The organism is Psychroserpens sp. (genome assembly GCF_036960315.1).
GTDB lineage: Bacteria > Bacteroidota > Bacteroidia > Flavobacteriales > Flavobacteriaceae > Psychroserpens.
Genome location: NZ_JBALVR010000004.1, coordinates 96,595 through 120,475, shown reverse-complemented (window position 1 = coordinate 120,475; position 23,881 = coordinate 96,595). Strand labels below are relative to the sequence as shown.

At 34.2% G+C, this 23,881-nt stretch carries 25 protein-coding genes; 17 read left to right on the top strand and 8 right to left on the bottom strand.

What is annotated here, in order from left to right; genetic code table 11:
* Positions 1 to 60: 60 nt before the first annotated feature.
* Entirely contained in the window at positions 61 to 432 is a 372-nt protein-coding gene (locus V7719_RS08555; protein WP_335729472.1) for a DoxX family membrane protein, read from the top strand.
* A gap of 52 nt (positions 433 to 484) precedes the next feature.
* On the opposite strand, the gene V7719_RS08550 is transcribed toward V7719_RS08555, so the two are convergent.
* From V7719_RS08550 to V7719_RS08530, 5 genes are all read right to left on the bottom strand, one after another.
* Positions 485 to 1,033, bottom strand: coding sequence for a mycothiol transferase (locus V7719_RS08550; protein WP_335729471.1), 549 nt, complete (start codon positions 1,031 to 1,033; stop codon positions 485 to 487).
* Between the two features lie 81 nt (positions 1,034 to 1,114).
* A complete protein-coding gene (locus V7719_RS08545) occupies positions 1,115 to 1,639 on the bottom strand; it encodes a DUF4136 domain-containing protein (protein WP_335729470.1) in 525 nt (174 codons plus the stop codon).
* A 205-nt stretch (positions 1,640 to 1,844) separates the two neighbouring features.
* Entirely contained in the window at positions 1,845 to 2,555 is a 711-nt protein-coding gene (locus V7719_RS08540; RefSeq protein WP_335729469.1) for an ion transporter, read from the bottom strand.
* A 24-nt stretch (positions 2,556 to 2,579) separates the two neighbouring features.
* Positions 2,580 to 3,578 (bottom strand): GTPase ObgE, encoded by a 999-nt coding sequence (gene obgE, locus V7719_RS08535; protein WP_335729468.1) that lies wholly within the window; start codon positions 3,576 to 3,578, stop codon positions 2,580 to 2,582.
* Positions 3,579 to 3,703: 125 nt separating this feature from the next.
* Positions 3,704 to 4,813 (bottom strand): adenylate kinase, encoded by a 1,110-nt coding sequence (locus V7719_RS08530; protein ID WP_335729467.1) that lies wholly within the window; start codon positions 4,811 to 4,813, stop codon positions 3,704 to 3,706.
* 154 nt (positions 4,814 to 4,967) lie between these two features.
* Between V7719_RS08530 and V7719_RS08525 the strand changes: the two genes are divergently transcribed.
* The 10 genes from V7719_RS08525 to V7719_RS08480 all read left to right on the top strand — a co-directional run bounded on the left by V7719_RS08525 (position 4,968) and on the right by V7719_RS08480 (position 13,335).
* Positions 4,968 to 6,122, top strand: a complete 1,155-nt coding sequence (locus V7719_RS08525) for a 5-(carboxyamino)imidazole ribonucleotide synthase (protein WP_335729466.1) — start codon at positions 4,968 to 4,970, stop codon at positions 6,120 to 6,122.
* Positions 6,123 to 6,124: 2 nt separating this feature from the next.
* A complete protein-coding gene (gene purE / locus V7719_RS08520; protein ID WP_335729465.1) occupies positions 6,125 to 6,604 on the top strand; it encodes a 5-(carboxyamino)imidazole ribonucleotide mutase in 480 nt (159 codons plus the stop codon).
* A 309-nt stretch (positions 6,605 to 6,913) separates the two neighbouring features.
* Positions 6,914 to 8,947 (top strand): M3 family metallopeptidase, encoded by a 2,034-nt coding sequence (locus tag V7719_RS08515; protein ID WP_335729464.1) that lies wholly within the window; start codon positions 6,914 to 6,916, stop codon positions 8,945 to 8,947.
* A 114-nt stretch (positions 8,948 to 9,061) separates the two neighbouring features.
* Positions 9,062 to 9,565, top strand: coding sequence for a GbsR/MarR family transcriptional regulator (locus tag V7719_RS08510; RefSeq protein WP_335729463.1), 504 nt, complete (start codon positions 9,062 to 9,064; stop codon positions 9,563 to 9,565).
* Positions 9,566 to 9,620: 55 nt separating this feature from the next.
* A complete protein-coding gene (locus V7719_RS08505) occupies positions 9,621 to 9,959 on the top strand; it encodes a hypothetical protein (RefSeq protein WP_335729462.1) in 339 nt (112 codons plus the stop codon).
* Positions 9,956 to 10,837: a class I SAM-dependent methyltransferase gene (locus V7719_RS08500; protein ID WP_335729461.1), complete on the top strand. Its 882-nt coding sequence runs from the start codon at positions 9,956 to 9,958 to the stop codon at positions 10,835 to 10,837. The genes V7719_RS08505 and V7719_RS08500 overlap by 4 nt, the downstream gene beginning before the upstream one ends.
* 22 nt (positions 10,838 to 10,859) lie before the next feature.
* On the top strand, positions 10,860 to 11,768 hold the full coding sequence (locus tag V7719_RS08495) for a TIGR01777 family oxidoreductase (RefSeq protein WP_335729460.1): 909 nt from the start codon (positions 10,860 to 10,862) through the stop codon (positions 11,766 to 11,768).
* 2 nt (positions 11,769 to 11,770) lie between these two features.
* The gene (locus V7719_RS08490) at positions 11,771 to 12,469 is read left to right on the top strand and encodes a YqjF family protein (RefSeq protein ID WP_335729459.1); all 699 of its coding nucleotides are present in this window, start codon (positions 11,771 to 11,773) and stop codon (positions 12,467 to 12,469) included.
* A 60-nt stretch (positions 12,470 to 12,529) separates the two neighbouring features.
* Positions 12,530 to 13,081 (top strand): sigma-70 family RNA polymerase sigma factor, encoded by a 552-nt coding sequence (locus tag V7719_RS08485; RefSeq protein WP_335729458.1) that lies wholly within the window; start codon positions 12,530 to 12,532, stop codon positions 13,079 to 13,081.
* Between the two features lie 2 nt (positions 13,082 to 13,083).
* Positions 13,084 to 13,335 (top strand): hypothetical protein, encoded by a 252-nt coding sequence (locus V7719_RS08480; RefSeq protein ID WP_335729457.1) that lies wholly within the window; start codon positions 13,084 to 13,086, stop codon positions 13,333 to 13,335.
* Here V7719_RS08480 and V7719_RS08475 read toward each other — a convergent pair.
* Positions 13,318 to 14,151 (bottom strand): hypothetical protein, encoded by an 834-nt coding sequence (locus tag V7719_RS08475; protein WP_335729456.1) that lies wholly within the window; start codon positions 14,149 to 14,151, stop codon positions 13,318 to 13,320. The two genes, V7719_RS08480 and V7719_RS08475, sit on opposite strands and share 18 nt — an antisense overlap.
* 123 nt (positions 14,152 to 14,274) lie before the next feature.
* On the opposite strand from V7719_RS08475, the gene gcvP reads away from it, so the two are divergent.
* The 4 genes from gcvP (at position 14,275) to V7719_RS08455 (ending at position 19,729) form a co-directional block, all read left to right on the top strand.
* Complete coding sequence (gcvP, locus tag V7719_RS08470) at positions 14,275 to 17,127, top strand: aminomethyl-transferring glycine dehydrogenase (protein WP_335729455.1); 2,853 nt, start codon at positions 14,275 to 14,277, stop codon at positions 17,125 to 17,127.
* Positions 17,128 to 17,233: 106 nt separating this feature from the next.
* The gene (locus tag V7719_RS08465) at positions 17,234 to 18,292 is read left to right on the top strand and encodes a 3-oxoacyl-ACP synthase III family protein (protein WP_335729454.1); all 1,059 of its coding nucleotides are present in this window, start codon (positions 17,234 to 17,236) and stop codon (positions 18,290 to 18,292) included.
* 2 nt (positions 18,293 to 18,294) lie between these two features.
* Positions 18,295 to 18,822 (top strand): methyltransferase, encoded by a 528-nt coding sequence (locus tag V7719_RS08460; RefSeq protein ID WP_335729453.1) that lies wholly within the window; start codon positions 18,295 to 18,297, stop codon positions 18,820 to 18,822.
* Positions 18,823 to 18,880: 58 nt separating this feature from the next.
* Complete coding sequence (locus V7719_RS08455; protein ID WP_335729452.1) at positions 18,881 to 19,729, top strand: glycosyltransferase family 2 protein; 849 nt, start codon at positions 18,881 to 18,883, stop codon at positions 19,727 to 19,729.
* Between the two features lie 31 nt (positions 19,730 to 19,760).
* Here V7719_RS08455 and V7719_RS08450 read toward each other — a convergent pair whose 3' ends face one another.
* Together V7719_RS08450 and pafA are read right to left on the bottom strand one after the other, a co-directional pair.
* Entirely contained in the window at positions 19,761 to 20,570 is an 810-nt protein-coding gene (locus tag V7719_RS08450) for a DNA/RNA non-specific endonuclease (protein ID WP_335729451.1), read from the bottom strand.
* 5 nt (positions 20,571 to 20,575) lie between these two features.
* Entirely contained in the window at positions 20,576 to 22,270 is a 1,695-nt protein-coding gene (gene pafA, locus V7719_RS08445) for an alkaline phosphatase PafA (protein ID WP_335729450.1), read from the bottom strand.
* A gap of 107 nt (positions 22,271 to 22,377) precedes the next feature.
* Here pafA and V7719_RS08440 point away from each other — a divergent pair, with 107 nt between their 5' ends.
* Positions 22,378 to 23,115: an MlaE family ABC transporter permease gene (locus tag V7719_RS08440; RefSeq protein ID WP_335729449.1), complete on the top strand. Its 738-nt coding sequence runs from the start codon at positions 22,378 to 22,380 to the stop codon at positions 23,113 to 23,115.
* The gene (locus tag V7719_RS08435; protein ID WP_335729448.1) at positions 23,115 to 23,879 is read left to right on the top strand and encodes an ABC transporter ATP-binding protein; all 765 of its coding nucleotides are present in this window, start codon (positions 23,115 to 23,117) and stop codon (positions 23,877 to 23,879) included. Before V7719_RS08440 ends, V7719_RS08435 begins: the two co-directional genes overlap by 1 nt.
* Positions 23,880 to 23,881: the final 2 nt, after the last annotated feature.

The following is a 23,881-nucleotide window of genomic DNA, read 5'->3' as shown; positions in this document are numbered from 1 at the left end:
GACAAAATCTATCATAAAGTAAAAATCACTATATTTAAATACTAACTAATAACAAACATTATGAACTCAAAAGTATTTATGGTCTTGAGAATTTTACTCGGCCTTTACGTTTTAGTCTTCGGACTTAATAAGTTTATGCATTTTATTCCAGATTTTGAATTAGGAGCAGACGGAATTGCTTACTTCGGAGCACTTACTAGCACTAAAACAATAACACTGGTTGCTGTAGTAGAAATAGTAGCAGGATTAGCGTTAATTACTAATAAATTTGGAGCACTTTTAGCAATTATACTAATGAGTATCTCTGTAAATGCAGTATTATTTCATGCTACTTTAGATCCAGGAAATAGTGCTGGGGCAATTGCATTATTAGTCTTAAATATCGCTGTGCTTGTTGGTTATAAAGACAAATACAAAGCCTTATTGAATTAAGCAGATAAGAATAGATAAATAAATAAGAGGCTTAAATTAAGCCTCTTATTTATTAAATACGTTTTACAATTAGAGCAAGCTGTCCCATATGATTGGCTTGATGTTCCATAACATGAAACCAAGCCCAATGGTTATTCATAGTCCCATTTTTTTTCTTGAACCACTTGTCATCTTTTGTTTTTAAGAGTTCCTTTGTTTTTGCTCGTACATCATCATAAATTTCCAAATAATACGAAATAGGCTTTCCTTTATATTCTTGTCTTGCTTTATTTCCCAGATTTAAAGCCGTATCCCATTTTTTGCGTTCTTCAGCATTAAATCCGCGGTTTTCAAATGTATAGACTTGGTAATAAGCCTCTGTTGCTGCTAGATGATAAATAATAGCACCTGGACTATTGGCATTATCATCTAAAAGGAAGTCTGTACCTTCTTGATCCAAATTAGCTACATTCCGTTCTACACGTGCTTTTAAATTATCTAACATAGATACCATTTGACCTATATCATCTGAATACCCTTTTGGGATTTCTATGACCGATCGTTGTGCACATATTGAAGTACAGGAAATAAGTAGTACTAATAAAAGTGATGTAGCTTTCATGGCTGTTGATTTAAATTCATTTAAAAATAAAACAAACAACTTTCTAAAATATTTTGATTAACAGGACCTTAACGCAAAACATTATTTCGTTTCAGGTGGAAAACCTTGAAGGACTTTGTTTACAAGTGCTATAAATTGGGCTTCTCGTTTTTCGGGAGTTGCGTTAGGCTTATAATTAGATTCTGAAACCGCTTGCCAAAAGAGTCCGCTTTTGTTCTCGTCAACAAATTCGAAAACAATCTCTCGACCTAACTTACTCTGACCAATTGGTAAGCCTATTGAAATACCGCCTCCAATATTATTTCCTGTACCTCCAACACCTACTCCAACATTATTATTTTGTTGTTGCTGAAATTCCACACTTTTAATATCGATAAAAAAGTCTGGGCTTTCGGCTAGAGTGTATCCTTTACTTTGCATGACATTATCTAAAGCGCCAAGCAAACGTTTATCATCCAACTCACTCATTCCAGTTTTCAGATTAGCATAGTAGTTATATGTTTTATAGGCTGAAAAGTCGGTGCTTTTTTCATAATCGTAATTGACGTGTATTGGCGCACAGGAAGTTACGACTACAAGTAATAGTAGTAGATATAAATTTTTCATTGCTTTTTATTTTAAAGATACTAAAAAAACGTTCTAGTAATACATATTTAACTTTAGCAGCTGCGTTAAGGATGGAGGCTTTGTTGGAGCTCTTTGCATTTTGTTTTAAATTCGGCATTATAGTGCGGAATAACAAAAAGTGAAAGCGACTGCCAAGAGCCTGACCCTTTGAAGTTTTCTACGGAAAAGGGTAACGCCCAAAAATTTATTTAGATTCTTTTTCAGCTATCGACTTGGTTAAGGCAGCAGAGATGATTCCTGTCGGAATTGCCACAATCCCTAAACCAATCATAAGTATGAAAAAGGTAAATACCTTGCCTCCAAGTGTGATGGGATAGACGTCGCCATAACCCACTGTTGTCAAGGTGATAATTGCCCACCAAAGACTTTCAAAAATGGAAGAAAAGTGTTCTGGTTGCGCTTCATTTTCAAAATAATAAATCCCAACTGCTGAAAAATAAATTAAGATCAACGTGATGAATATAAATAGGAGAATTTCTTCCTTAGCCGATTTTATAGCACTAGTAAAATGATTCATTGCTCTATTATAGCGTACCAATTTTAAGACTCTAAGCAATCTTAAAAAACGCAGTGCTCTTAGCGAAACCAAGTCAACACCAAAGGCTAAATAAAATGGAAGAATTGCTAAAAAATCAATAATACCGAAGAAACTAAATATAAATTTAGGCTTGCTATCTGCTACATAAATACGTAACAGATATTCTATACTGAAAACAATGACACAAAACACTTCTATAGAGTGCAGAAGGGTTTTGGTTTGTGATTTTAAATTTGGAATTGTCTCTAACGAAAAACTAATGATAGAAATCAAAATCAAGGCTTGAATGAAATAGGAAAAGTAACGGCTTAATCTGTTATCATTAATTTCTACAATGCTTTTGATGTATTGCTTCATAATAATTAGGATTTAATGAATTACTTAATCATTAAGCATCTTCCAGAGCTTGTCTTTCAATTCTGTGATACCTTGTTGAGCTACCGAAGATATAAACATATATTTAATAGGCAATGTTTTATCTAACTCAACTTTTAATTCAGATTTCAACTCATCATCTAACATATCACATTTTGAAATCGCGACCATACGGTCTTTATCAAGCATTTCAGGATTGTAACGTCTAAGCTCATCTAACAAAATATCGTATTGTTTACGAATATCAGGAGCATCAGCAGGAATCAAAAACAGTAAAATAGAGTTACGTTCGATATGACGCAAGAAGTAATGACCAAGCCCTTTACCCTCAGCAGCACCTTCAATAATACCAGGAATATCTGCCATAACGAAGGTTTGGTAATCACGATATTCAACAATTCCTAAATTGGGTTTAAGTGTTGTAAACTCGTAATCGGCAATTTTAGGTTTGGCAGCTGTAACCACAGAAAGTAATGTAGATTTTCCTGCATTTGGAAACCCTACTAAACCAACATCTGCTAAGATTTTGAGCTCAACAGTAATATCTTTGTCTATGAGAGGCATACCGGGTTGTGCAAAACGAGGCGTTTGATTTCTGGAGTTTTTAAAATGCCAGTTTCCTAAACCACCTTTACCACCTTGAACAACAATGACCTCTTCATGGTCTTCCGTAATTTCAAATAAGACGTCATCTGTCTCAGTATCTTTTACTATAGTTCCTAATGGCACATCGATGTAAATATCTTCACCATCAGCTCCTGTACTTCTACTTTTGCTTCCACTTCCTCCATGTCCAGCTCTAGCATGTCTTTTAAATTTCAAATGAAGTAGTGTCCAAAGATTAGAGCTTCCGCGGATAATTACATGACCTCCACGACCTCCATCTCCTCCATCTGGCCCTCCTTTTTCTATAAATTTCTCACGATGTAAGTGTGCAGAACCTTGTCCTCCTTTTCCAGAAGAGACATGTATTTTAACGTAGTCAACAAAGTTTCCTTCAGTCATAATTATCTTTTGTATAAAAACTTTAACTTGAAGATTACCTGACAGCCACTGACTGTCCTCCTTTTAATTTCAAATCCTTCAGTCCTAGTCTTTTTTTATCTAAATCGTTAACCGATCAAATTTTATTATAATTTATCTATTACTGCATTTAAACGCAAAGTAATCTCTTCTATACTGCCAACACCATCAACACCAAAATATTTGTCTTGAGCTGTGTAGTAATCTTTTAAAATAGCAGTTTTTTTATAGTATTCTGTAATTCGGTTTCTAATGATAGATTCATCTGAATCATCTTTTCTTCCGCTTGTTTTTCCACGTTCTAATAAACGACCAACAAGGACCTCATCATCAACTTCAAGCGCAATCATAGCATTGATTTGAGAGTCTTTACTATCCATGAGTTTATCTAATGCTTCTGCTTGTGCATTTGTTCTTGGGAATCCGTCAAAAATAAATCCTTTAGCTCCAGCATTTTTATCAACTTCAGCTTTTAGCATATCAATGGTCACTTGATCTGGCACCAACTCCCCTTTATCCATATAAGACTTGGCAAGCATACCTAAAGCCGTTTCATTTTTTATATTGAATCGAAACACATCTCCTGTTGAGATATGTACGAGATTATATTTTTCTTTTAAAAAATTAGCTTGTGTCCCTTTTCCTGCTCCTGGAGGTCCAAATAGCACTAAATTAGTCATGTGTTGTGTTCTTTTTAATTGATAAATAGATGGCAAGTCACGTCCTAATCCATTGTAATCCAGACCGTAACCAACGATGAATTTATCAGGGATTTCTATACCAACATAATGTAATTTGAAATCTTTTTTGTAAGCTTCTGGCTTGTAAAATAATGTGGCTATTATAAGTTCATCTACATTTTCATTCTTAAAAATACGATGGACTTCCTCGAGCGTATTACCTGAATCTATAATATCTTCCAGAATGACGACTTTTCTACCAGATAAATCCTGAGTTAAACCTATAAGTCGTTGAATGTCTTCGGTAGATTTTAAACCTTCATAAGACGCCAATTTGATAAATGTAACTTCGCAAGGTTTCGGATATTTCTTCACAAAATCACTCACAAACATAAATGAACCATTTAAAACCCCAACAAATACGGGGATTTCATCTTGCAAATCATTTGCTATCTCATCAACCATTCGTTGTACAGTAGCGTCAACCTCTTCCTCTGAAATGAAAGGTTTAAAGTATAAATCGTGTAGTTTAATCACTTGATTTTGATTTTAAAAAGGCAAAGATAATGATTTGATTTTCGATTGACGATTTTCGATTTATGATTTTAGAATTTTGTTACAGATTTAGTGTATTTTTGTAATTCAGAAGTAAATTTATAACCAAAGATTTCTGCTTTCGCAGCAAATGAATATGAACTATTTTTCTTCAGATTTTAAACTCGGTATACTTGGTGGTGGTCAATTAGGCAAAATGATGCTCTACAGCACCAGAAAATTTGATATCACCACGCATGTTATGGATGCAAGCAACGAAGCTCCTTGCAAAATTGCCTGCAACCACTTTACTTTAGGTGATTTAATGGATTTTGATGCCGTGTATAACTTCGGGAAACAGGTTGATCTCTTGACATTTGAAATAGAGAATGTCAATGTAAATGCCTTAGAGGAACTGGAAAAAGAAGGTGTTAAAGTTTATCCGTCGTCAAAGACCTTGAGAACCATTCAGAATAAAGCTACACAGAAGTTGTTTTACAGAGATCACGGTATTCCAACATCAGATTTTACACGTTTTGCCTATCGCTCTGAAATTGAAGATGCTATCGATAATGGCGGACTCGAATTTCCTTTTGTATGGAAAGCTGCACAATTTGGTTATGATGGAAATGGTGTAAAAATGGTTCGACAATTATCAGATTTAGATGAATTACCAAAAGGAGAATGCATCGCTGAAGATTTAGTGCCTTTTAAAAATGAACTGGCAGTCATTGTAGCCAGAAACGAAAGTGGAGATGTAAAAACGTATCCAGTTGTTGAAATGGAATTTCACCCAGAAGCCAATCAGGTTGAGTATGTCATTTGCCCAGCTAGAATTGATGATGTTGTCGCAAAAAAAGCGAGAGCTGTAGCAATGAGCGTTTCCGAAGCATTTCAGCATGTTGGCTTGTTGGCTGTTGAACTATTTCAGACTGAAGACGATGAAATTTTGGTCAATGAAGTCGCTCCAAGACCACATAATTCTGGCCATCAAACTATTGAAGCGAGTTATACGTCTCAATTCGAACAACATATTCGTGCGATATTAAATCTACCGTTAGGAAAAACAGAAAGCAAAGTTGGTGGTATTATGGTCAACTTAGTAGGTGCTGAAGGTTATACTGGTGATGTTGTTTATGAAAACATAGAACAGATTATGCAATTGGAAGGTGTGACACCGCATATCTACGGAAAAAAACAAACAAGACCGTTTCGTAAAATGGGACATGTAACTATTATCAATGAGGATATTAATGAAGCGAGACGAATTGCAGAAGATGTAAAACAAACGATTAATGTTATAAGTAAATAATTATGAGTAAAGTCGCAGTAATCATGGGAAGCAAAAGTGATCTTCCTGTTATGCAAGATGCCATAGACATCTTAAAAGAGTTTCAAATCGAGGTCGAAGTAGATATTGTGTCTGCTCATAGAACTCCAGAGAAATTGTTTGATTTCAGTAAGAATGCTCACTCTAGAGGCATTAGCGTCATTATTGCAGGCGCTGGAGGTGCCGCGCATTTACCAGGTATGGTGGCTTCGTTATCACCTTTACCTGTTATTGGAGTTCCAGTAAAAAGCAGCAACTCAATTGATGGTTGGGATTCGATATTATCTATACTTCAAATGCCTGGAGGAGTTCCTGTAGCAACAGTCGCCTTAAATGGCGCAAAAAATGCTGGAATTTTAGCAGCTCAAATTATTGGATCTTCAAATAATGAAGTCCAAAAAACTATTGTGAATTATAAAGAAGGTTTGAAGGTTAAGGTTATAGAATCTTCAAAAGATTTGTAGGTAGAAACCACAAAAAAAACCTCGCTTTTATACGAGGTTTTAGAGCTATTAATCAATTCTTACTAAACCTTACAAAAATAAGTTTTAATAATACTGCAAAAGTAATGATTAATTTGAAACAGCACTCTTAATGTTAAGTTAATGATACAGAAATAATTAGCTATAAAACTCCTACAATCAATTGAAATGAAAAAATTCACAAAAAACAAATAAACCTTTTGGTTGGACATACAAATTAGCAGATGAAACTTTAAGTTTGATTGACAATTTAAACAACACATTAATTACGTACAATACGAATAAAAAACGATGAGCATACTAAATTCTAAATTCGAGACACCATTTCATACAGCACCTTTTTCAAAAATTAAAAATGAAGACTATTTACCTGCATTTTTAAAAGCGATTGAAAAAGCTCGCGCAGAAATTGATGCTATAACCACAAATATCGAAACACCAACGTTTGAAAACACGATTGAGACTTTAGATTTTTCTGGTGAAGAATTAGATCGACTATCCAGTATCTTTTTCAATCTGAATAGTGCTGAAACTAACGATGATATTCAAAAGATTGCGCAAGAGATCTCTCCACTCCTTTCAGAATTCAGTAATGACATCACCTTAAACGAAGATCTGTTTAAACGTGTAAAGTCAGTTTACGACAATAAATCAGCATTAGATTTAACGGTTGAGCAAAATACATTGCTTGATAAAAAATATAAAGGCTTTTCTAGAAATGGTGCTAATCTTTCCGAAGATAAAAAAACGCGTCTTAGAGAAATTGACAAACAATTAAGTCAGTTAAAACTGAAATTCGGAGAAAATGTCTTAGCTGAAACGAACAAATTCGAAATGCATCTCACTAACGAAGCAGATCTTGCTGGATTACCTGAAGGCGCCAAAGAAGCTGCTCAGCAACTAGCTGAATCTAAAGATAAAGAGGGTTGGCTGATTACTTTGGATTATCCGAGTTATATTCCGTTTATGACTTATGCTAACAATCGTGAACTACGTAAAAAATTAGCCATTTCAGCAGGTGCAAAAACTTTTAAAAGTGACGAACTTGACAATCAAGAAAACGTATTACAAATTGCAAAATATCGTCATGAACGCGCTAATCTTTTAGGTTACAAAACCCATGCACATTTCGTTTTAGAGGAGCGCATGGCAAGAACACCTGAAACCGTAGAAAAGTTCCTAAACGAATTACTAGAAAAAGCAAAACCAGCAGCAGAACGAGAGTTTAAGGATTTAGAAACCTTTGCCAAAGATTTAGATGGCATTGATAAACTCGAAAAATGGGATGGTGGTTATTATGCTGAAAAGTTAAAGCAGAAACTCTTCAGTTTAGATGACGAACAGCTAAAGCCGTATTTCAAATTAGAACATGTGATTTCCGGTGCTTTTACTATTGCTGAGCGTTTATACGATTTGAAGTTTGAAGAAATTGATACGATAGATAAATATCACAACGATGTATTGACCTATAAAGTTACAGACACTAAAGGTCATTTGGTATCCATTTTTTATGCTGATTTCTTTCCTAGAGAAGGAAAACGAAATGGCGCTTGGATGACGGTTTACAAACCTCAATATATTAAAAATGAAGTTAATGACAGACCACATATTTCTATTGTTTGCAACTTCACAAAACCAACAAAAAGCAAGCCATCACTTCTCACTTTTAATGAAGTCACTACCTTATTTCATGAGTTTGGTCATGCTTTGCATGGTATGCTCGCCAACACCACCTATCCTAGTTTATCAGGAACAAGCGTATTCTGGGATTTTGTAGAGTTACCTTCTCAAGTACTAGAAAACTGGTGTTATGAAAAAGAAGCGTTAGAGTTATTTGCCACACATTATGAAACGGGAGAAGTGATTCCAATGGAATTGATTGAAAAAATAAAAGCATCTGCAACGTTTCATGAAGGCATGCAAACACTAAGACAGATTAGTTTTGGTTTGTTAGACATGTCTTGGCATGGACAAGATCCAACGTCGATAACTTCGGTTAAAGCTCATGAATCGAAAGCCTTTGCGAATACAAAACTCTATCCTGATGTTGCCGAGAATTGTATGAGCACATCCTTTTCGCATATTTTTCAAGGTGGCTATAGTTCTGGGTATTACAGTTACAAATGGGCTGAAGTCTTAGATGCTGATGCCTTTGAGTATTTCTTAGAACAAGGCGTATTTAATAAAGAGGTTGCAACAAAATTTAAAAACCATGTATTATCTCAAGGTGGTATTGAAGATCCGATGACGCTATATAAACGTTTTAGAGGAAAAGAACCAAAACCAGATGCTTTATTAAAGCGCGCAGGACTGATTGAGAAATAAAAAAATGGAACCAAGGATTTACATCTTTGGTTTTATTTTAAAATAAACTTTCAATAGTTATTGAAAGTTTAAAATATTTAATATATATTTGTCATGTAAAACAAAATCACAACCATGAATTACGCTGAAGCAAAAACAAAGTTTGTAAGTACTTGGGGAAGTTTAGGTTCACTTTGGGGAATTAATAAAGCTATGGCTCAGATTCAGGCCTTGTTATTTATCTCAACAAAACCATTATCTATGGAAGATATCATGGAAGACCTAAAGATTTCACGTGGTAATACAAGCATGAATTTGCGTCAGTTAATGGATTGGGGAATTGTCACTAAAGAGATTATTCCTGGTGAGCGTAAAGAATATTTCACTACAGAAAAGGATGTACAAGAATTGGCTAGAACGATTGCTAAAGAACGTAGTCGTAGAGAAATTCAACCGGTTATAAAAGTGCTTAAAGACGTCTCTTCTATTAAAGATGATGGCACAGAAAAAACCAAAGAACTCATAAAACAAACAAAAGCATTACACGATTTAACCGAAACGGCAGATGATATGATTAACAAATTGGTTAGTCAAAAGCAAAACTGGATCACTAAATCTTTACTAAAACTCATCAAATAAAAAAATTTAATTTATTCTTTCAATATTTTCTGAAAGTTTAATACATACAATAATCATGAAAATCATCTACAATATAAACAAAGTAGCATTCATAATCACTTTAGCGCTTTATGTAACCGTTATATATGGCATGTTTTCACAAATGATACTTGGCGGAATTCAAGTCATAAGTGCTACAATCCTCTTTTTGTTTTGGAAAAATTTTTCAAAAAAAACCAAAGAGCATCTGAGTATATATTGGGCAATCAGCAGCATATATGGTATATGTTGGCTTTTTAAATGGAACTCTTTTAATGAAACGTTCATTCTTGTTTTTGGTATCATGATTCTTCCAATGGCAATAGCTGGATACTTTTTATACATCCTTAACTCAATTAAACACATTAAGAAATGAAAACTCAAACTATAACACTCCGTAATTATTCTGAAAAGAGCAAAATAGAAATGATCAATTTCTATAACGAAGCTACGGAAGATTATGAATTTTGGAGTAAGGACTACAATATGCATTTTGGTTACTTTATTCCGTTTAGAACAAATCCGTTTAAAAGAGATACTATGCTCAATCAAATGAATGCTCAAGTGATTAAGCGCTTAAATATTGGTAAGGATAAAAATAGGCTTATCGATTTAGGTTGTGGAATGGGAGCTACAATGCGTTATGCCTTAAAGCAATACACTAATGTGATCGCTTATGGCGTAACCTTATCTAATTTTCAGATACAACAAGGCAATGACTTATTAAAAGGGAAAAACGGTATTATCTTAAAAGAAAACTACAACAATACGACTTTCCAATCTAATTCTTTCGACTCGGCTATTGCAATTGAAAGCTTCTGTCATTCGGGTCATAGTGAAGATTCTATAAAAGAAGCGCATCGTATTTTAAAACCTGGAGGACGATTAGTTATTGCAGATGCATTTTTAAAAAAAGAAAGAACACAGCTTTGCAAAGGAGCTCATTTTGCTTACGAACAATTATGTGATCATTGGAGCTTAGAACAAATAGAGAACATTAATATTTACAAACAAAAACTTGAAAAATTAGGCTTTAAAAACATTGAAATAGAAGATGCTTCATTTAGAGTTGCGCCATCTGTATTGCACGTTCCATTTGCTATTACAGGCTTTATTCTAAAGAAATTACTAAGCTTCAAGGCAATTAAACGAGAGAGCTTACATAATCTAAAAGGCTCTTTTTATGCATTATTCTCTGGGTTACACATGAAAAGTTTTGGATATTACATCGTCACAGCTACAAAAAATATATAATAATAATTTATACTTCGGAAACATGAAAACTAAAACAATCACGATAGCTGGAGGAAGCGGATTTCTGGGACAAGTCTTAGAAAATTACTTCTCAAAACAAGGACATACTATTTACATCTTAACAAGAACTCCTAAACGGGATAATGAGATTTTTTGGAATGCAAAAGATTTAGAAGACTGGACAACTATTTTAGAACAAACCGATATACTTATCAATCTCACAGGGAAGTCTGTTGATTGTAGATATAATGAAGAAAACAAAAAATTAATCTATGATTCACGTATGGATTCTACGCATGCTCTAGGATTAGCCATTAACTTATGCGAACAGCCACCAAAAGTATGGATAAACTCATCTACAGCAACCATCTACAGACATTCACTTGACAAAGAAATGACCGAAGAATCTGGGGAAATTGGAGACAACTTTTCTATGAATATTGCAAAGTCATGGGAAAAAGCCTTCTACACTATTACCAATCCGAAAACTAGAAAAATAGCATTACGTACGTCGATCGTTATGGGAAAATATGGAGGTGCCACCGAACCTTTAAAAAATTTAGTTAAGTTTGGTTTAGGTGGACAACAAGCTTCTGGAAATCAAAAAGTGAGTTGGATTCATGAATTAGACTTTGCAAGAGCCGTTGCCTTTTTAATAGAAAATGAAAATTTAGATGGCAATTTTAATCTGGCTGTACCAAAACCAACAAACAATAAAACACTCATGAAGCGTTTAAGAAAAGTCATGAAGATCCCTTTTGGAATATCACATCCTGAATGGCTCATCAAATTTGGAGCAAAACTGATTGGTACAGAAGCAGAGCTCGTTCTAAAAAGCAGAAATGTGATTCCGAAGCGATTATTAGACAACGGATTTATATTTATACATTCAGATATTGAAATTGCGCTTGAGGACTTATTAAAACAATAATTATGACATTCTTAGAAGCTTACTGGAAAAACCTGCTGCTCGTCAATTACGAGATAGATCCGCAATTATTACAAGCATATGTACCTAAAGGAACTCAACTCGATCTATTTAATGGAAAATGCTATGTTAGTGTTGTTGGTTTCATGTTTAAGAATACAAAAGTCTTAGGTATGAAACTTCCTTATCACATCAATTTTGAAGAATTAAACCTCAGGTTTTATGTCAAACACAATAACAAAAGAGGTGTTGTATTTATTAAAGAAATCGTGCCAAAACCACTAATTACCATTGTTGCAAACTCAATCTATCATGAACATTATCAAACCCATAAAATGAAACACTGCTGGACAGAACATGAAGACTACAAAGCATTTGAATACCAATGGAGACTTAACAACAAGTGGCAGTCTATTTCAGTAAAAACAGAACATGCGTTTTCAGAAATAATTGATGGTTCAGAAGAACAATTTATAACCGAACACTATTTTGGATACACAAAACATGGAAATAAAACTTTTGAATATGAAGTTGTGCATCCAAGTTGGCGACAATTGAAAGTAAAAAACCATAAACTCAATATCGATTTTAAGTCTAATTATGGAGAATCCTTTGCATTTCTCAATCAAGCCAATCCAACATCAGTAATTCTTGCAGAAGGTTCAGAAGTAAGCGTGAAAAACAAAAAAACCATCCACAAGTAAAACTTTAGATAAAATCAATTTTTTACATTATTTTTGAATTGAAATTTTTCAGAAAACGAAATGCCAAAACACATCATAGATCCAAATAAGTGGATAAATCTATATTCCGATTATCTTTTCAATTATACCATCACACGTGTAAATGATAGAGAAATTGCGAAAGATATAGTGCAGGACACTTTTGTTGCTGGTTTAAAATCTATGAAGAATTTTAAAGGAGAAGCAAGTGAACGAACTTGGCTCATTTCGATTTTAAAACGAAAAATCATAGATCACTACCGTAAAATCAACTCTAACAAAGGAAAAGCCGAAGTTAGAATGACTTATAGTGGTGATGAAAATGAAGGTGATTGGCTAGAGGAACGTGTTGCAGATCCTTTTGACAAGACTGCGGAAGACACTATCGAGAATACAGAATTAGGTTTAGCAATAGACAAATGCCTTGAAAAATTACCAGAAAAACAAGCACAAGTTTTTGAAATGAAAACCATTTTAAATTACGAAACTGAAGCCATTTGTAATGAATTAAATATTACTGCGTCTAATTTATGGGTAATTATTCATAGAGCAAGAACAGCTATGGCTAGTTGCCTTGAAAAAAGTTGGTTTTAATTATGAGTAATAAAATTTCAATCCCTTGCCAGGAAGCAAATCATGTATGTGATAAGACACAATACAAAGAGAGTACGCTCTGGGAAAAGATAAAGTTAAATATACATTTGTTGTATTGCAAGGCTTGTAGAAAATACACAAAAAGAAACACGACATTAACACAGCTGGTTACTAAAGAACCAGTGGCTTTAGATCCTTCAGCAAAGCAAAGTTTAAAATCTGCCTTTGAAAAAGAGTTAGCGAAACATCAGTAACACTACAAACCACAGTATAGGTAAACTTTCTACCCAAAACGCACTATAATACTTATTTTGATTTTCTCTTGAGAAGAGTAAAAAGAACAGTGTAAGACTACTTATCACAATATTTATTTTCAATCCGTTTGTAGTAATGCTACCTTTCAAATATTCTAACAACAGAAATATAAATAGAAGTAAAACACCAATAACTTTAGTTTGGTTTATGCCAATCCTCTGAGGAATCGTTGATAGTTTCAAACTGTCATAACTCAAATCCCTGATTTCAAAAGGCAACATCAATACAATAACAAAAACAAATCGTTGTAACGCTGTAATAATAACATCGTTTGTGATATCATATTTATTATTTATCAAAGGTAAAAAAACAGTAACGCCAGTCCATACCATCGCAATGATATAAATTTTGAGTCCGCCAATACTTCTTAAATTTTTCTTACTATCAACAAATATCTTTCTCGGAATAAGCGGAACTGCATACAAAAAGGTCACAAGCCCAAATAAGCCAATATATAATACCGTTTGAGCTTCCAATTTTGACGCAAAATAACACAATGCTATAAAGCATATCAATGAAAAAACCAGTATCGTTTTTAACTTGTTAGTTAAGTTGCGATGATGGAATTTTGCTAATCCAAAATACTTTACAAAATTGTAACCAGTAATGGATGATAAAAATATAAAATACAGGACATTTTCGTCATATTCTATATCAAATTGCAATAGCGTTAACCATGACAAAGCGCACACTGCTAAAGCCACGTGAATACTGCTATTGATATAAAAATCGAATATCGTTTTTAGAACGCGCATAGTACAAAAATAGACAAACTGTTAATAACCGATTCAAATGGTTGAAAAGTTTCATTTTCGTTAACAATTAAAGGTCAATAATTCCTTAATTTTGCAAGAATAAAATTCAATTCAAATAATTTAATGAATACAGCAGATTTTTCACTTCGCCACATTGGTCCGAGAGAAGCCGATCAAAAGCAAATGTTACAAACATTAGGTGTCGATTCTATAGAGCAATTAATAAATCAAACCATTCCTGACGGAATTCGCTTAAAGTCAGATTTAGATCTAGATCTTCCTATGAGCGAACAAGAGTATTTGTTGCACATTTATGATTTGTCTAAAAAGAACAAAGTATTTAATACATACATAGGTTTAGGGTATCATCCAACGATTATGCCTGCTGTAATTCAACGTAACATTTTAGAAAACCCAGGTTGGTATACAGCTTACACCCCTTATCAAGCTGAAATCGCTCAAGGTAGATTAGAAGCGCTTTTAAATTTCCAAACTATGGTCATCGACCTCACGGGAATGGAAATCGCCAATGCGTCACTTTTAGATGAAAGTACCGCTGCTGCTGAAGCGATGAGTTTATTATTTGCGGTTCGTGAACGCGATCAGAAAAAAGCGGGTATCAATAAGTTTTTTGTTTCTGAAAATTGCCTTCCGCAGACCATATCATTATTACAAACCAGAGCTAATCCTATCGGAATTGAATTGGTTATCGCTGATGAAGATGAATTTGATTTTTCTGAAGATTTCTTCGGAGCAATTTTACAGTATCCTGGAAAACACGGACAAGTTTCGAACATCAAGTCATTTATTAAAAAAGCGAATACTTCTCGAATTAAAGTTGCTGTAGCCGCAGATATCATGAGCTTAATCAAATTAGAAGCTCCTGGTAAATTTGGAGCAGATGTAGTCGTTGGTACGACGCAACGTTTTGGAATCCCAATGGGTTATGGAGGACCTCATGCTGCATATTTTGCAACCAAAGAAACTTACAAAAGAGATATCCCTGGTCGTATCATTGGAGTTACCAAGGATGCTAATGGCAATAGGGCTTTACGTATGGCTTTACAAACTCGAGAGCAACATATCAAACGTGCTAAAGCAACCTCGAACATTTGTACTGCTCAAGTATTGTTAGCTGTTATGGCTGGAATGTACACCGTATATCATGGACCAAAAGGTTTAGAATTTATTGCTAATGACATTCATAATAAAGCAGTAACACTATCAAATGCGCTGCAGTCATTAGGGTTTAAACAAACTAACACTTCTTTCTTTGATACATTACATATTAAAGCCGATGCTAAGAAAGTAAAAAAAGCTGCTGAAAAGAAGAAAATAAACTTCTACTATCCTAGCGAAAGTGATGTTATTATATCTATAAATGAGCCTACAACTTTAGAAGAATTGAACAAAATTGTTTCAGTTTTCGCGAAAAGCATAGGTAAAGACGCTATAGAGATTACTGAAATTTCCGAAGGAAACGAAATCGATAATGATCTCAAACGGCAAACAGCATTCTTACAAGAGCCTGTATTTAATTCGCATCATTCTGAAACCGAATTGATGCGTTACATCAAACAATTAGAGCGTAAAGATTTAGCATTAAATCACTCCATGATTTCGTTAGGTTCTTGTACAATGAAACTAAATGCCGCTGCGGAAATGTTACCATTAAGTTGGTTTAAATGGGGGAAAATTCACCCATTTGTACCAGTTGAACAAGCGGCAGGTTATCATACAGTTTTAAAAGCATTAGAAGATCAACTGACAGAAATAACTGGATTTGCTGGTACTTCTTTACAACCAAATTCTGGAGCTCAAGGCGAATTCGCAGGTTTAATGGTCATTAAAGCATATCATGAATCTCGAGGTGACCATCATAGAAATATTTGTATTATTCCATCATCTGCTCATGGCACAAACCCTGCAAGTGCAGTTATGGCTGGAATGAAAGTGATTGTTACAAAATCTACTGAAGAAGGTAATATTGATGTGGACGATTTACGTGAAAAAGCAGAATTACATAAAGACAATCTTTCGGCATTAATGGTTACTTACCCTTCTACTCATGGTGTTTATGAGTCCGCAATTAAGGAAATTACACAAATCATTCATGATAATGGCGGACAAGTTTACATGGATGGTGCTAATATGAATGCACAAGTTGGATTAACAAATCCTGGAAATATTGGAGCTGATGTTTGTCACCTTAATTTACATAAAACTTTTGCCATTCCTCATGGAGGTGGTGGACCCGGTGTTGGACCAATTTGTGTAGCTAAACAACTGGTTCCTTTCTTACCTGGAAATCCGTTAGTAAAAACTGGAGGAGACCAAGCGATTACAGCAATTTCTGCTGCACCTTTTGGGTCGTCACTCGCCTGTTTAATTTCTTATGGTTACATCAAAATGTTAGGCGCTTCTGGATTAAAGAAGTCAACAGAAATGGCCATCTTAAATGCCAACTACATCAAAAAACGTTTGGAAGGTGCTTATGAAACACTTTACTCTGGAGAACGCGGACGTGCAGCACATGAAATGATTATCGACTGTAGACCTTTTAAAGCTCATGGCGTAGAAGTTGTAGATATTGCGAAACGATTAATGGATTATGGGTTCCATGCGCCAACAGTATCGTTTCCTGTTGCCGGAACTATGATGATCGAGCCTACAGAAAGTGAAAGCAAACAAGAAATGGATCGCTTTTGTGATGCCATGATTTCAATCAAAGAAGAAATTGATACAATTACTAAAGAAAATGATAATAATGTTCTGAAAAACGCACCTCATACATTGGAAATGATTACCAACGATGAATGGTTATTACCGTATACGCGTAAGCAAGCAGCATTTCCTTTAGACTATGTTAGGGATAATAAGTTTTGGCCAAGTGTACGTCGAGTTGATGACGCTTATGGAGACAGAAACCTTGTCTGTACTTGTGCTCCAATAGAAGCTTATATGGAAGAAGCTTAATTATTGCGATTTTGGACATCGTAAAAAACATCAAATGAAAAATAACATGTAATTAAATGTTAGTATATTGTCATGTAAGATTATGTCTTACAGGAAACTTTAATTTATGAATATAAAAATAACAGGAACCGGAAGTTTTATTCCTAGTCGTATTGAGAAGAACGAAGATTTCTATAATCACGAGTTTTTAAATGCAGATGGTTCTAAGATAAACAGCCCAAATGAAGTTATCGTTAATAAATTTAAAGCGATAACAGGAATTAAGGAAAGACGTTATGTAAAACCCGAATTATTAAATTCTGATATTGCATTTTATGCTGCAGAAAAGGCTATTGCAGACTCAAAAATTGATAAAGAAACCTTAGACTATATTATCGTTGCTCATAATTATGGGGATATAAAACACAATGCAGAACAAAGTGATACGGTACCAAGTATTGCATCTCGTGTAAAACACTTACTACAAATCAAAAACTCGAAATGTGTGGGTTACGATTTACTTTTTGGATGTCCTGGTTGGATAGAAGGTGTGATTCAAGCTAAAGCGTTTATTTCATCGGGCTTAGCAAAACGTTGTTTGGTTATTGGTTCCGAAACTCTTTCTCGAGTTATCGATAAACATGATAGAGACTCTATGATTTATAGTGATGGTGCAGGAGCAGTTATTATTGAAGAGACTACTGACGAAGGTGGAATTATTGCTCACGAAACTGCAACGTTCTCATTTGACGAAGCCCATTTTATTTATTTTGGAGAAACCAATCATCCAGAAATCACAGATCAACGTAAATACATTAAAATGTATGGTCGAAAGATTTATGAGTTTGCTTTAATCAATGTGCCTTTAGCATTAAAATCCTGTTTAGAAAAAAGTGGCTATTCAATAACCGATGTCAAAAAAATATTGATTCATCAAGCCAATGAAAAAATGGACGAAGCTATTGTAAAACGTTTTTATAAGCTGCATGATATGGAAATGCCAGAAGGCATTATGCCAATGACCATAAATACACTAGGTAACTCAAGTGTAGCAACGGTTCCTACATTGTATGATATGATATTAAATGGTCAACTTGAAAATCAAGAAATTAATACAGGTGATGTAATTATTTTTGCCAGTGTTGGTGCTGGTATGAATATTAATGCTATCGTTTATAAGCATTAATTATGTATGAAAAAACATTTCCTAACAAACGGTTTAAGCATACTGTTGAGTTTTTGAAAACCCATATTACTACTTCTGAATCTATTTTAGATTTAGGTGTTGAGAATCCATTATCCGAGATACTAAAAACCCATGAGTATTCTGTTCATAATACCTCAGGAATCGATTTGGATTTAGATACTTCGGAAATTGAACATTCTAAAGCAAATGTTGTTACTGCCTTTGAAATTTTCGAACATCTCCTCTCTCCTTTTACAGTTTTAAAATCGATAAAAGCCGATAAATTAGTGGTAAGTATTCCGCTTAAATTATGGTTTGCTTCAGCTTACAGAAGCAAAACGGATATGCGTGATAGACATTACCACGAATTTGAAGATTGGCAGTTTGATTGGTTATTAGAAAAAGCGGGTTGGAAAATTATCGCTACCGAAAAATGGACAAACCCCACGAAAAAGTTAGGCATAAGACCCATTTTACGATGGTTTACACCTAGATATTATATTGTTTATGCAGAAAGAGTTTCAGAATAACATATCATATTCCATTTTGAAATATTAAAGTTTAACTTTGAACTTTAAACTTAGAACATTGAATTTCTACATCATCATTCCTGCACATAACGAAGAAGGTGTTATCTCCAAAACCTTAGCATCTTTGGCTGCTCAAACATTGCCTGCAAAACGCATTGTTGTAATCAATGATAATTCTACAGACAATACTCAAGATATTGTAGAGACGTTTGTTACAATGCATTCTAATATTTCAGTACTAAAGACAACATCCTCAAACAAACATCTTCCAGGTTCAAAAATTATTAATGCCTTTTATAAAGGTTATGATACATTAGATGAACACTATGATATCATCTGTAAATTTGATGCCGATTTAGTTTTTCCGAAGAATTACTTAGAGCAATTAGCATTTCATTTTAATCAAAATGAAAAACTCGGTATGGTTGCCGGTTTCTGTTATATCAAAAAAAGTGGCGATTGGGTTTTAGAAAATCTAACTCGAAAAGATCATATTCGTGGCGCACTTAAAGCGTACCGAAAGCAATGTTTCTTAGATATTGGAAAACTAAAACCATCAATGGGTTGGGATACCGTTGACGAGCTATTGGCAAAGTATTATCATTGGGAATTGTTAACTGACGAATCACTGCATGTGAAGCATCTCAAACCAACAGGAATAAGTTATAATAAAGCGTCTAAATACCTCCAAGGCGAAGCGATGTATAAAATGCGTTATGGCTTTATCATTACTTTAATTTCAGCATTAAAACTGGCTTATAAAAAGAAAAGCTTTACACTTTTTAAAAATTATATGTCTGGATATTTTAGAGGAAAACGAAACAATCTAGACCAATTGGTTACAATGGAGCAAGGACAGTTTATTAGGCAATTACGTTGGAAAGGGATGCTAGGGAAATTGAAATAGATTCTGAATCTAGTTCAGAATGACAAAATGATTAGTTAAAACTCCAATCTTTATAACTACTCGAAGCTTCAAGTTTTTCTTCAATTTTATCTTCTAGTTCTGGGAAGAAGTCAATTCCGGTGAGTTCCTCGACCTCATCTACCGATACAACAAATTCATACAGTGGTTGATTAGAATTTTGATGCGGCATTAAAAACGCGATTACTTTAGTGCTGCCTGTATTATTATCAATCAAGACTTTATAAAATTGATTAGGCACACTTACCTCCTCGTCTCCAATAGTTTTCATGTTTCCGCTCAAAACACCACCAGTCACGACAAAAACACCATCATACTTATTTGCCCAAAAGCGCACTTTTTGTTCTAGTGTATTCCATATTCCAGAATTGAATTTGTGTTCTTGCGGACTAATATTACTGGTCAAAAAAGTTTCATCATGAGCCGTTTTGCTGTATTTTCTATCCCCTGCAGGACATAAATGACCACGATCATAACCAGACTTTTTATAATTCCTCCAATGTGCCGCTTTGGTTTTCACGGCTTTATCAATTTCAAAGTATGGCCGTTTAAAATTGGTACTGGACAAATGTGATTTTTTAAGTTCGTATGCGACCCATTCGGCTTGTTCGTGAAGTTCGCTATAGGATAATGAATACCCGTCATGATGCACAAGCTGACCTGTTGTACTCGTTGGCAAAAAGTATTCGTTAGTATTGATTTTGAGAGTTTCACCCTCATTAGTGATTTCTGTAGATTCTTGTTCTTTCAGAACATATTCATAACCAAAAACACCTAAAATAATGAGTATAGCTATAAGGGAGTAGATGTTTTTTTTATTCATATAATCTAATCAATAACAAACTCCAAAGGCTGTCCAGTCGCGCCATTTGGAAAACTAATCCCAAGCAATGCAGAAATCGTGGGAGCAATATCTGTGATTTCTGTTTTTTTATAGGTCTGTCCTTTTTTTATTCCTTTTCCAAAGAACAATAAAGGCACATGTGTATCGTAAGCATAACCAGAACCATGATCCGTTCCTTTTTTATTCCACATATTATCTGAAAAAACTGAAGATTCCATAATAATTAAAATATCTCCCGAGCGTTTTTGATTATATCCATTTTTTAAAAGAAGTTCTACTCCATTTTGAAATGCAAAGTTGTTCACAACACTACCCTTAAATGCCTTATTTATCATATCATGATCCAGTAATTTATCAATGATTATATCTTCAATAATGTCAACATCAAGATTGTTACTTGCAATCACTTCATGATTTAAAAACACCTGTTCATTACTAATTTTTAACACGAGATCTGCAACACTCAATTTTGTAGACAACAATTCATTTAAGTCAGTTTTTACCTGATTAAAATCCAAAAGACCCCCTGGGATTTTATGTGAATCTAAAAGTGCTGGCACATAAGGAGCACCATGATCTGCAGTTAAAAAAACGGTATAATCCCCCTTCCCAATCTTCTCATCAAGCCTTTTGAATAATCGCTCTAAATCTTTATCTAAACGTAAATATGTATCCTGAGTCTCCTTTGCATTTACACCAAAATTATGGCCCACATAATCTGTACTAGAATAGCTTATAGCTAAAACATCTGTGATATCATCTTTACCAAGTTGTTCACCTTCAATGGCGGCAATCGCGAAATCGGTTATTAGACTGTTTCCAAAAGGTGTAGATTTTATAATATCAAGACCACCATTCTTTTTACTTAATGTCTTTAAATCATATGGAAACGTAGCTGTTAACTTAGAATTAAAGCCATCTTCAAAATCACTTAAATCAGCTCCACTTTCTATATATGTTTCAATTGGGTATAAAGTATTCCATGTTTTTAAATAACTGTTAGCAGCGTCGGAAGCATTAAAATCACTCACCCATTTAGGCAATTCATTCATATAAAACGTGCTAGAAATCCAGGCACCTTCATTTTTCCCTCTAAACCAATAAGCAGCATTAGCAGTATGTCCAGCAGGAAGAACTGCTCCTCTATCTTTAATAGATATACCAATAGTCTTCCCTTTCATTTGAGTAAATAGCCTGTTCTCATCAGAAAAGGTTGTAGTCGACATCCGATGCGGAGACATTCGTCCGTCATCACTAAGTGTTCCTACAGATTGGTATGAATTATCTCTAACACAATACACATTTTCATTTGTTGTTTTATCGAACCAATCATTTCCAATTACACCATGATATCTTGGTGTCGTCCCTGTATATAAAGAGGCATGTCCGGCAGCAGTTTTTGTTGGTATGTAATTAAAATGATTGTTTTTACAATTAAAACCTTCATTCACCATACGTTTAAACCCGCCTTCACCAAACTTATTATAAAAACGTGTTAGGTAATCATAACGCATTTGATCGACCACTATACCAACAACCAGTTTAGGTCTATTACTATAACTTTCAGTTTGTTTTTGTGATTCAACAAATTCCTTTTCAGCAGTAATAACCTCTTTCTGAGATTGGCATGACATTATGGAAAACAGAATTAAAAGTGTTGAAAAAATACGTTTTATCATTATCGAGAGTTTTAAAACTCAAAAATACAGATTTTAATTCATCATCTTTTAAAGTAAAGGTTAAGAACTCATCATATTTTTTTACTTTTACCCTAACAAATTTCAATATGCAATACCTTCATAACATTGGTGCTTATTTTTTAATGATTGCCGAGATGTTTCGCAAACCAACAAAATGGTCAGTTATGCGAACATTAATATTAAAAGATATTGATGATTTAATCATTGGTTCGCTAGGTATTGTTGCCTTCATTTCATTTTTTGTTGGCGGTGTAGTAACTATACAAACAGCCTTAAACATCAGCAACCCTTTGATACCTAAGTATCTCATAGGTTTTGCCACTAGGCAATCTATTGTTCTAGAGTTTGCGCCTACCTTTATTTCGATCATTATGGCAGGAAAAGTAGGATCGTTTATTACTTCTAGTATTGGCACGATGCGAGTTACTGAACAAATCGATGCTTTAGAAGTTATGGGTATTAATTCATTAAATTATCTTGTCTTTCCTAAGTTTATCGCCTTAATGCTGTACCCATTTGTGATTTCTATCGCTATGTTTTTAGGGATTTTAGGCGGAATGGCAGCAGTTGTATTTGGTGGTTTTGGTACTCTTGAAGATTTTATTGCAGGTATTCAAATGGATTTTATTCCGTTTCATATCATTTATGCCTTTATTAAAACCTTTGTATTTGCTTTTGTTTTGGCGACAATCCCATCGTTTTATGGCTTTTACATGAAAGGTGGAGCACTCGAAGTTGGCAAAGCAAGTACGACGTCTTTTGTATGGACGAGTGTTGCTATTATCCTTCTTAATTATATTTTAACTCAACTCCTGCTAAGCTAATGATAGAAGTTAAGAACATACATAAATCGTTTAAAGATGCTCATATTCTAAAAGGCATCTCCACAACGTTTGAAAAAGGAAAAACGAGCTTAGTGATTGGGCAAAGTGGTTCTGGAAAGACGGTATTTTTAAAATGCTTATTAGGTTTATTCTCTCCTGAAGAAGGCACAATTGCCTATGATGGAAAAATCTATGCTGAACTCACAGCCGATCAAAAACGTAACCTTAGAGCCGAAATGGGCATGGTATTTCAAGGTAGTGCTCTTTTTGATTCTATGTCCATTCAAGAAAACGTGATGTTCCCGTTACGCATGTTTACTAAACAAAGTAAAAGCGAAATGGAAGATCGTGTAGATTTCGTTCTTAAAAGAGTGAACCTTGATGATGCGCATCACAAAATGCCAAGTGAAGCATCTGGAGGAATGCAGAAACGTGTAGCCATAGCTAGAGCAATTGTAAATAAGCCTAAGTATTTATTTTGCGATGAGCCTAATTCTGGATTGGATCCAAAAACAGCCATCGTTATTGACAACTTGATTCAGGAGATTACTGATGAATATAATATCACTACGGTAATTAATTCTCACGACATGAATTCCGTAATGGAAATTGGAGAAAAAATTGTATTCTTAAAAGACGGACTGAAAGCATGGGAAGGTTCTAAAGAGACCATCTTTAAAACTGATAATGAAGTAGTAACAGATTTTGTATACTCTTCAAACTTATTCAAAAAAGTACGTAAGATGTATTTAGATGAAAACTAAAT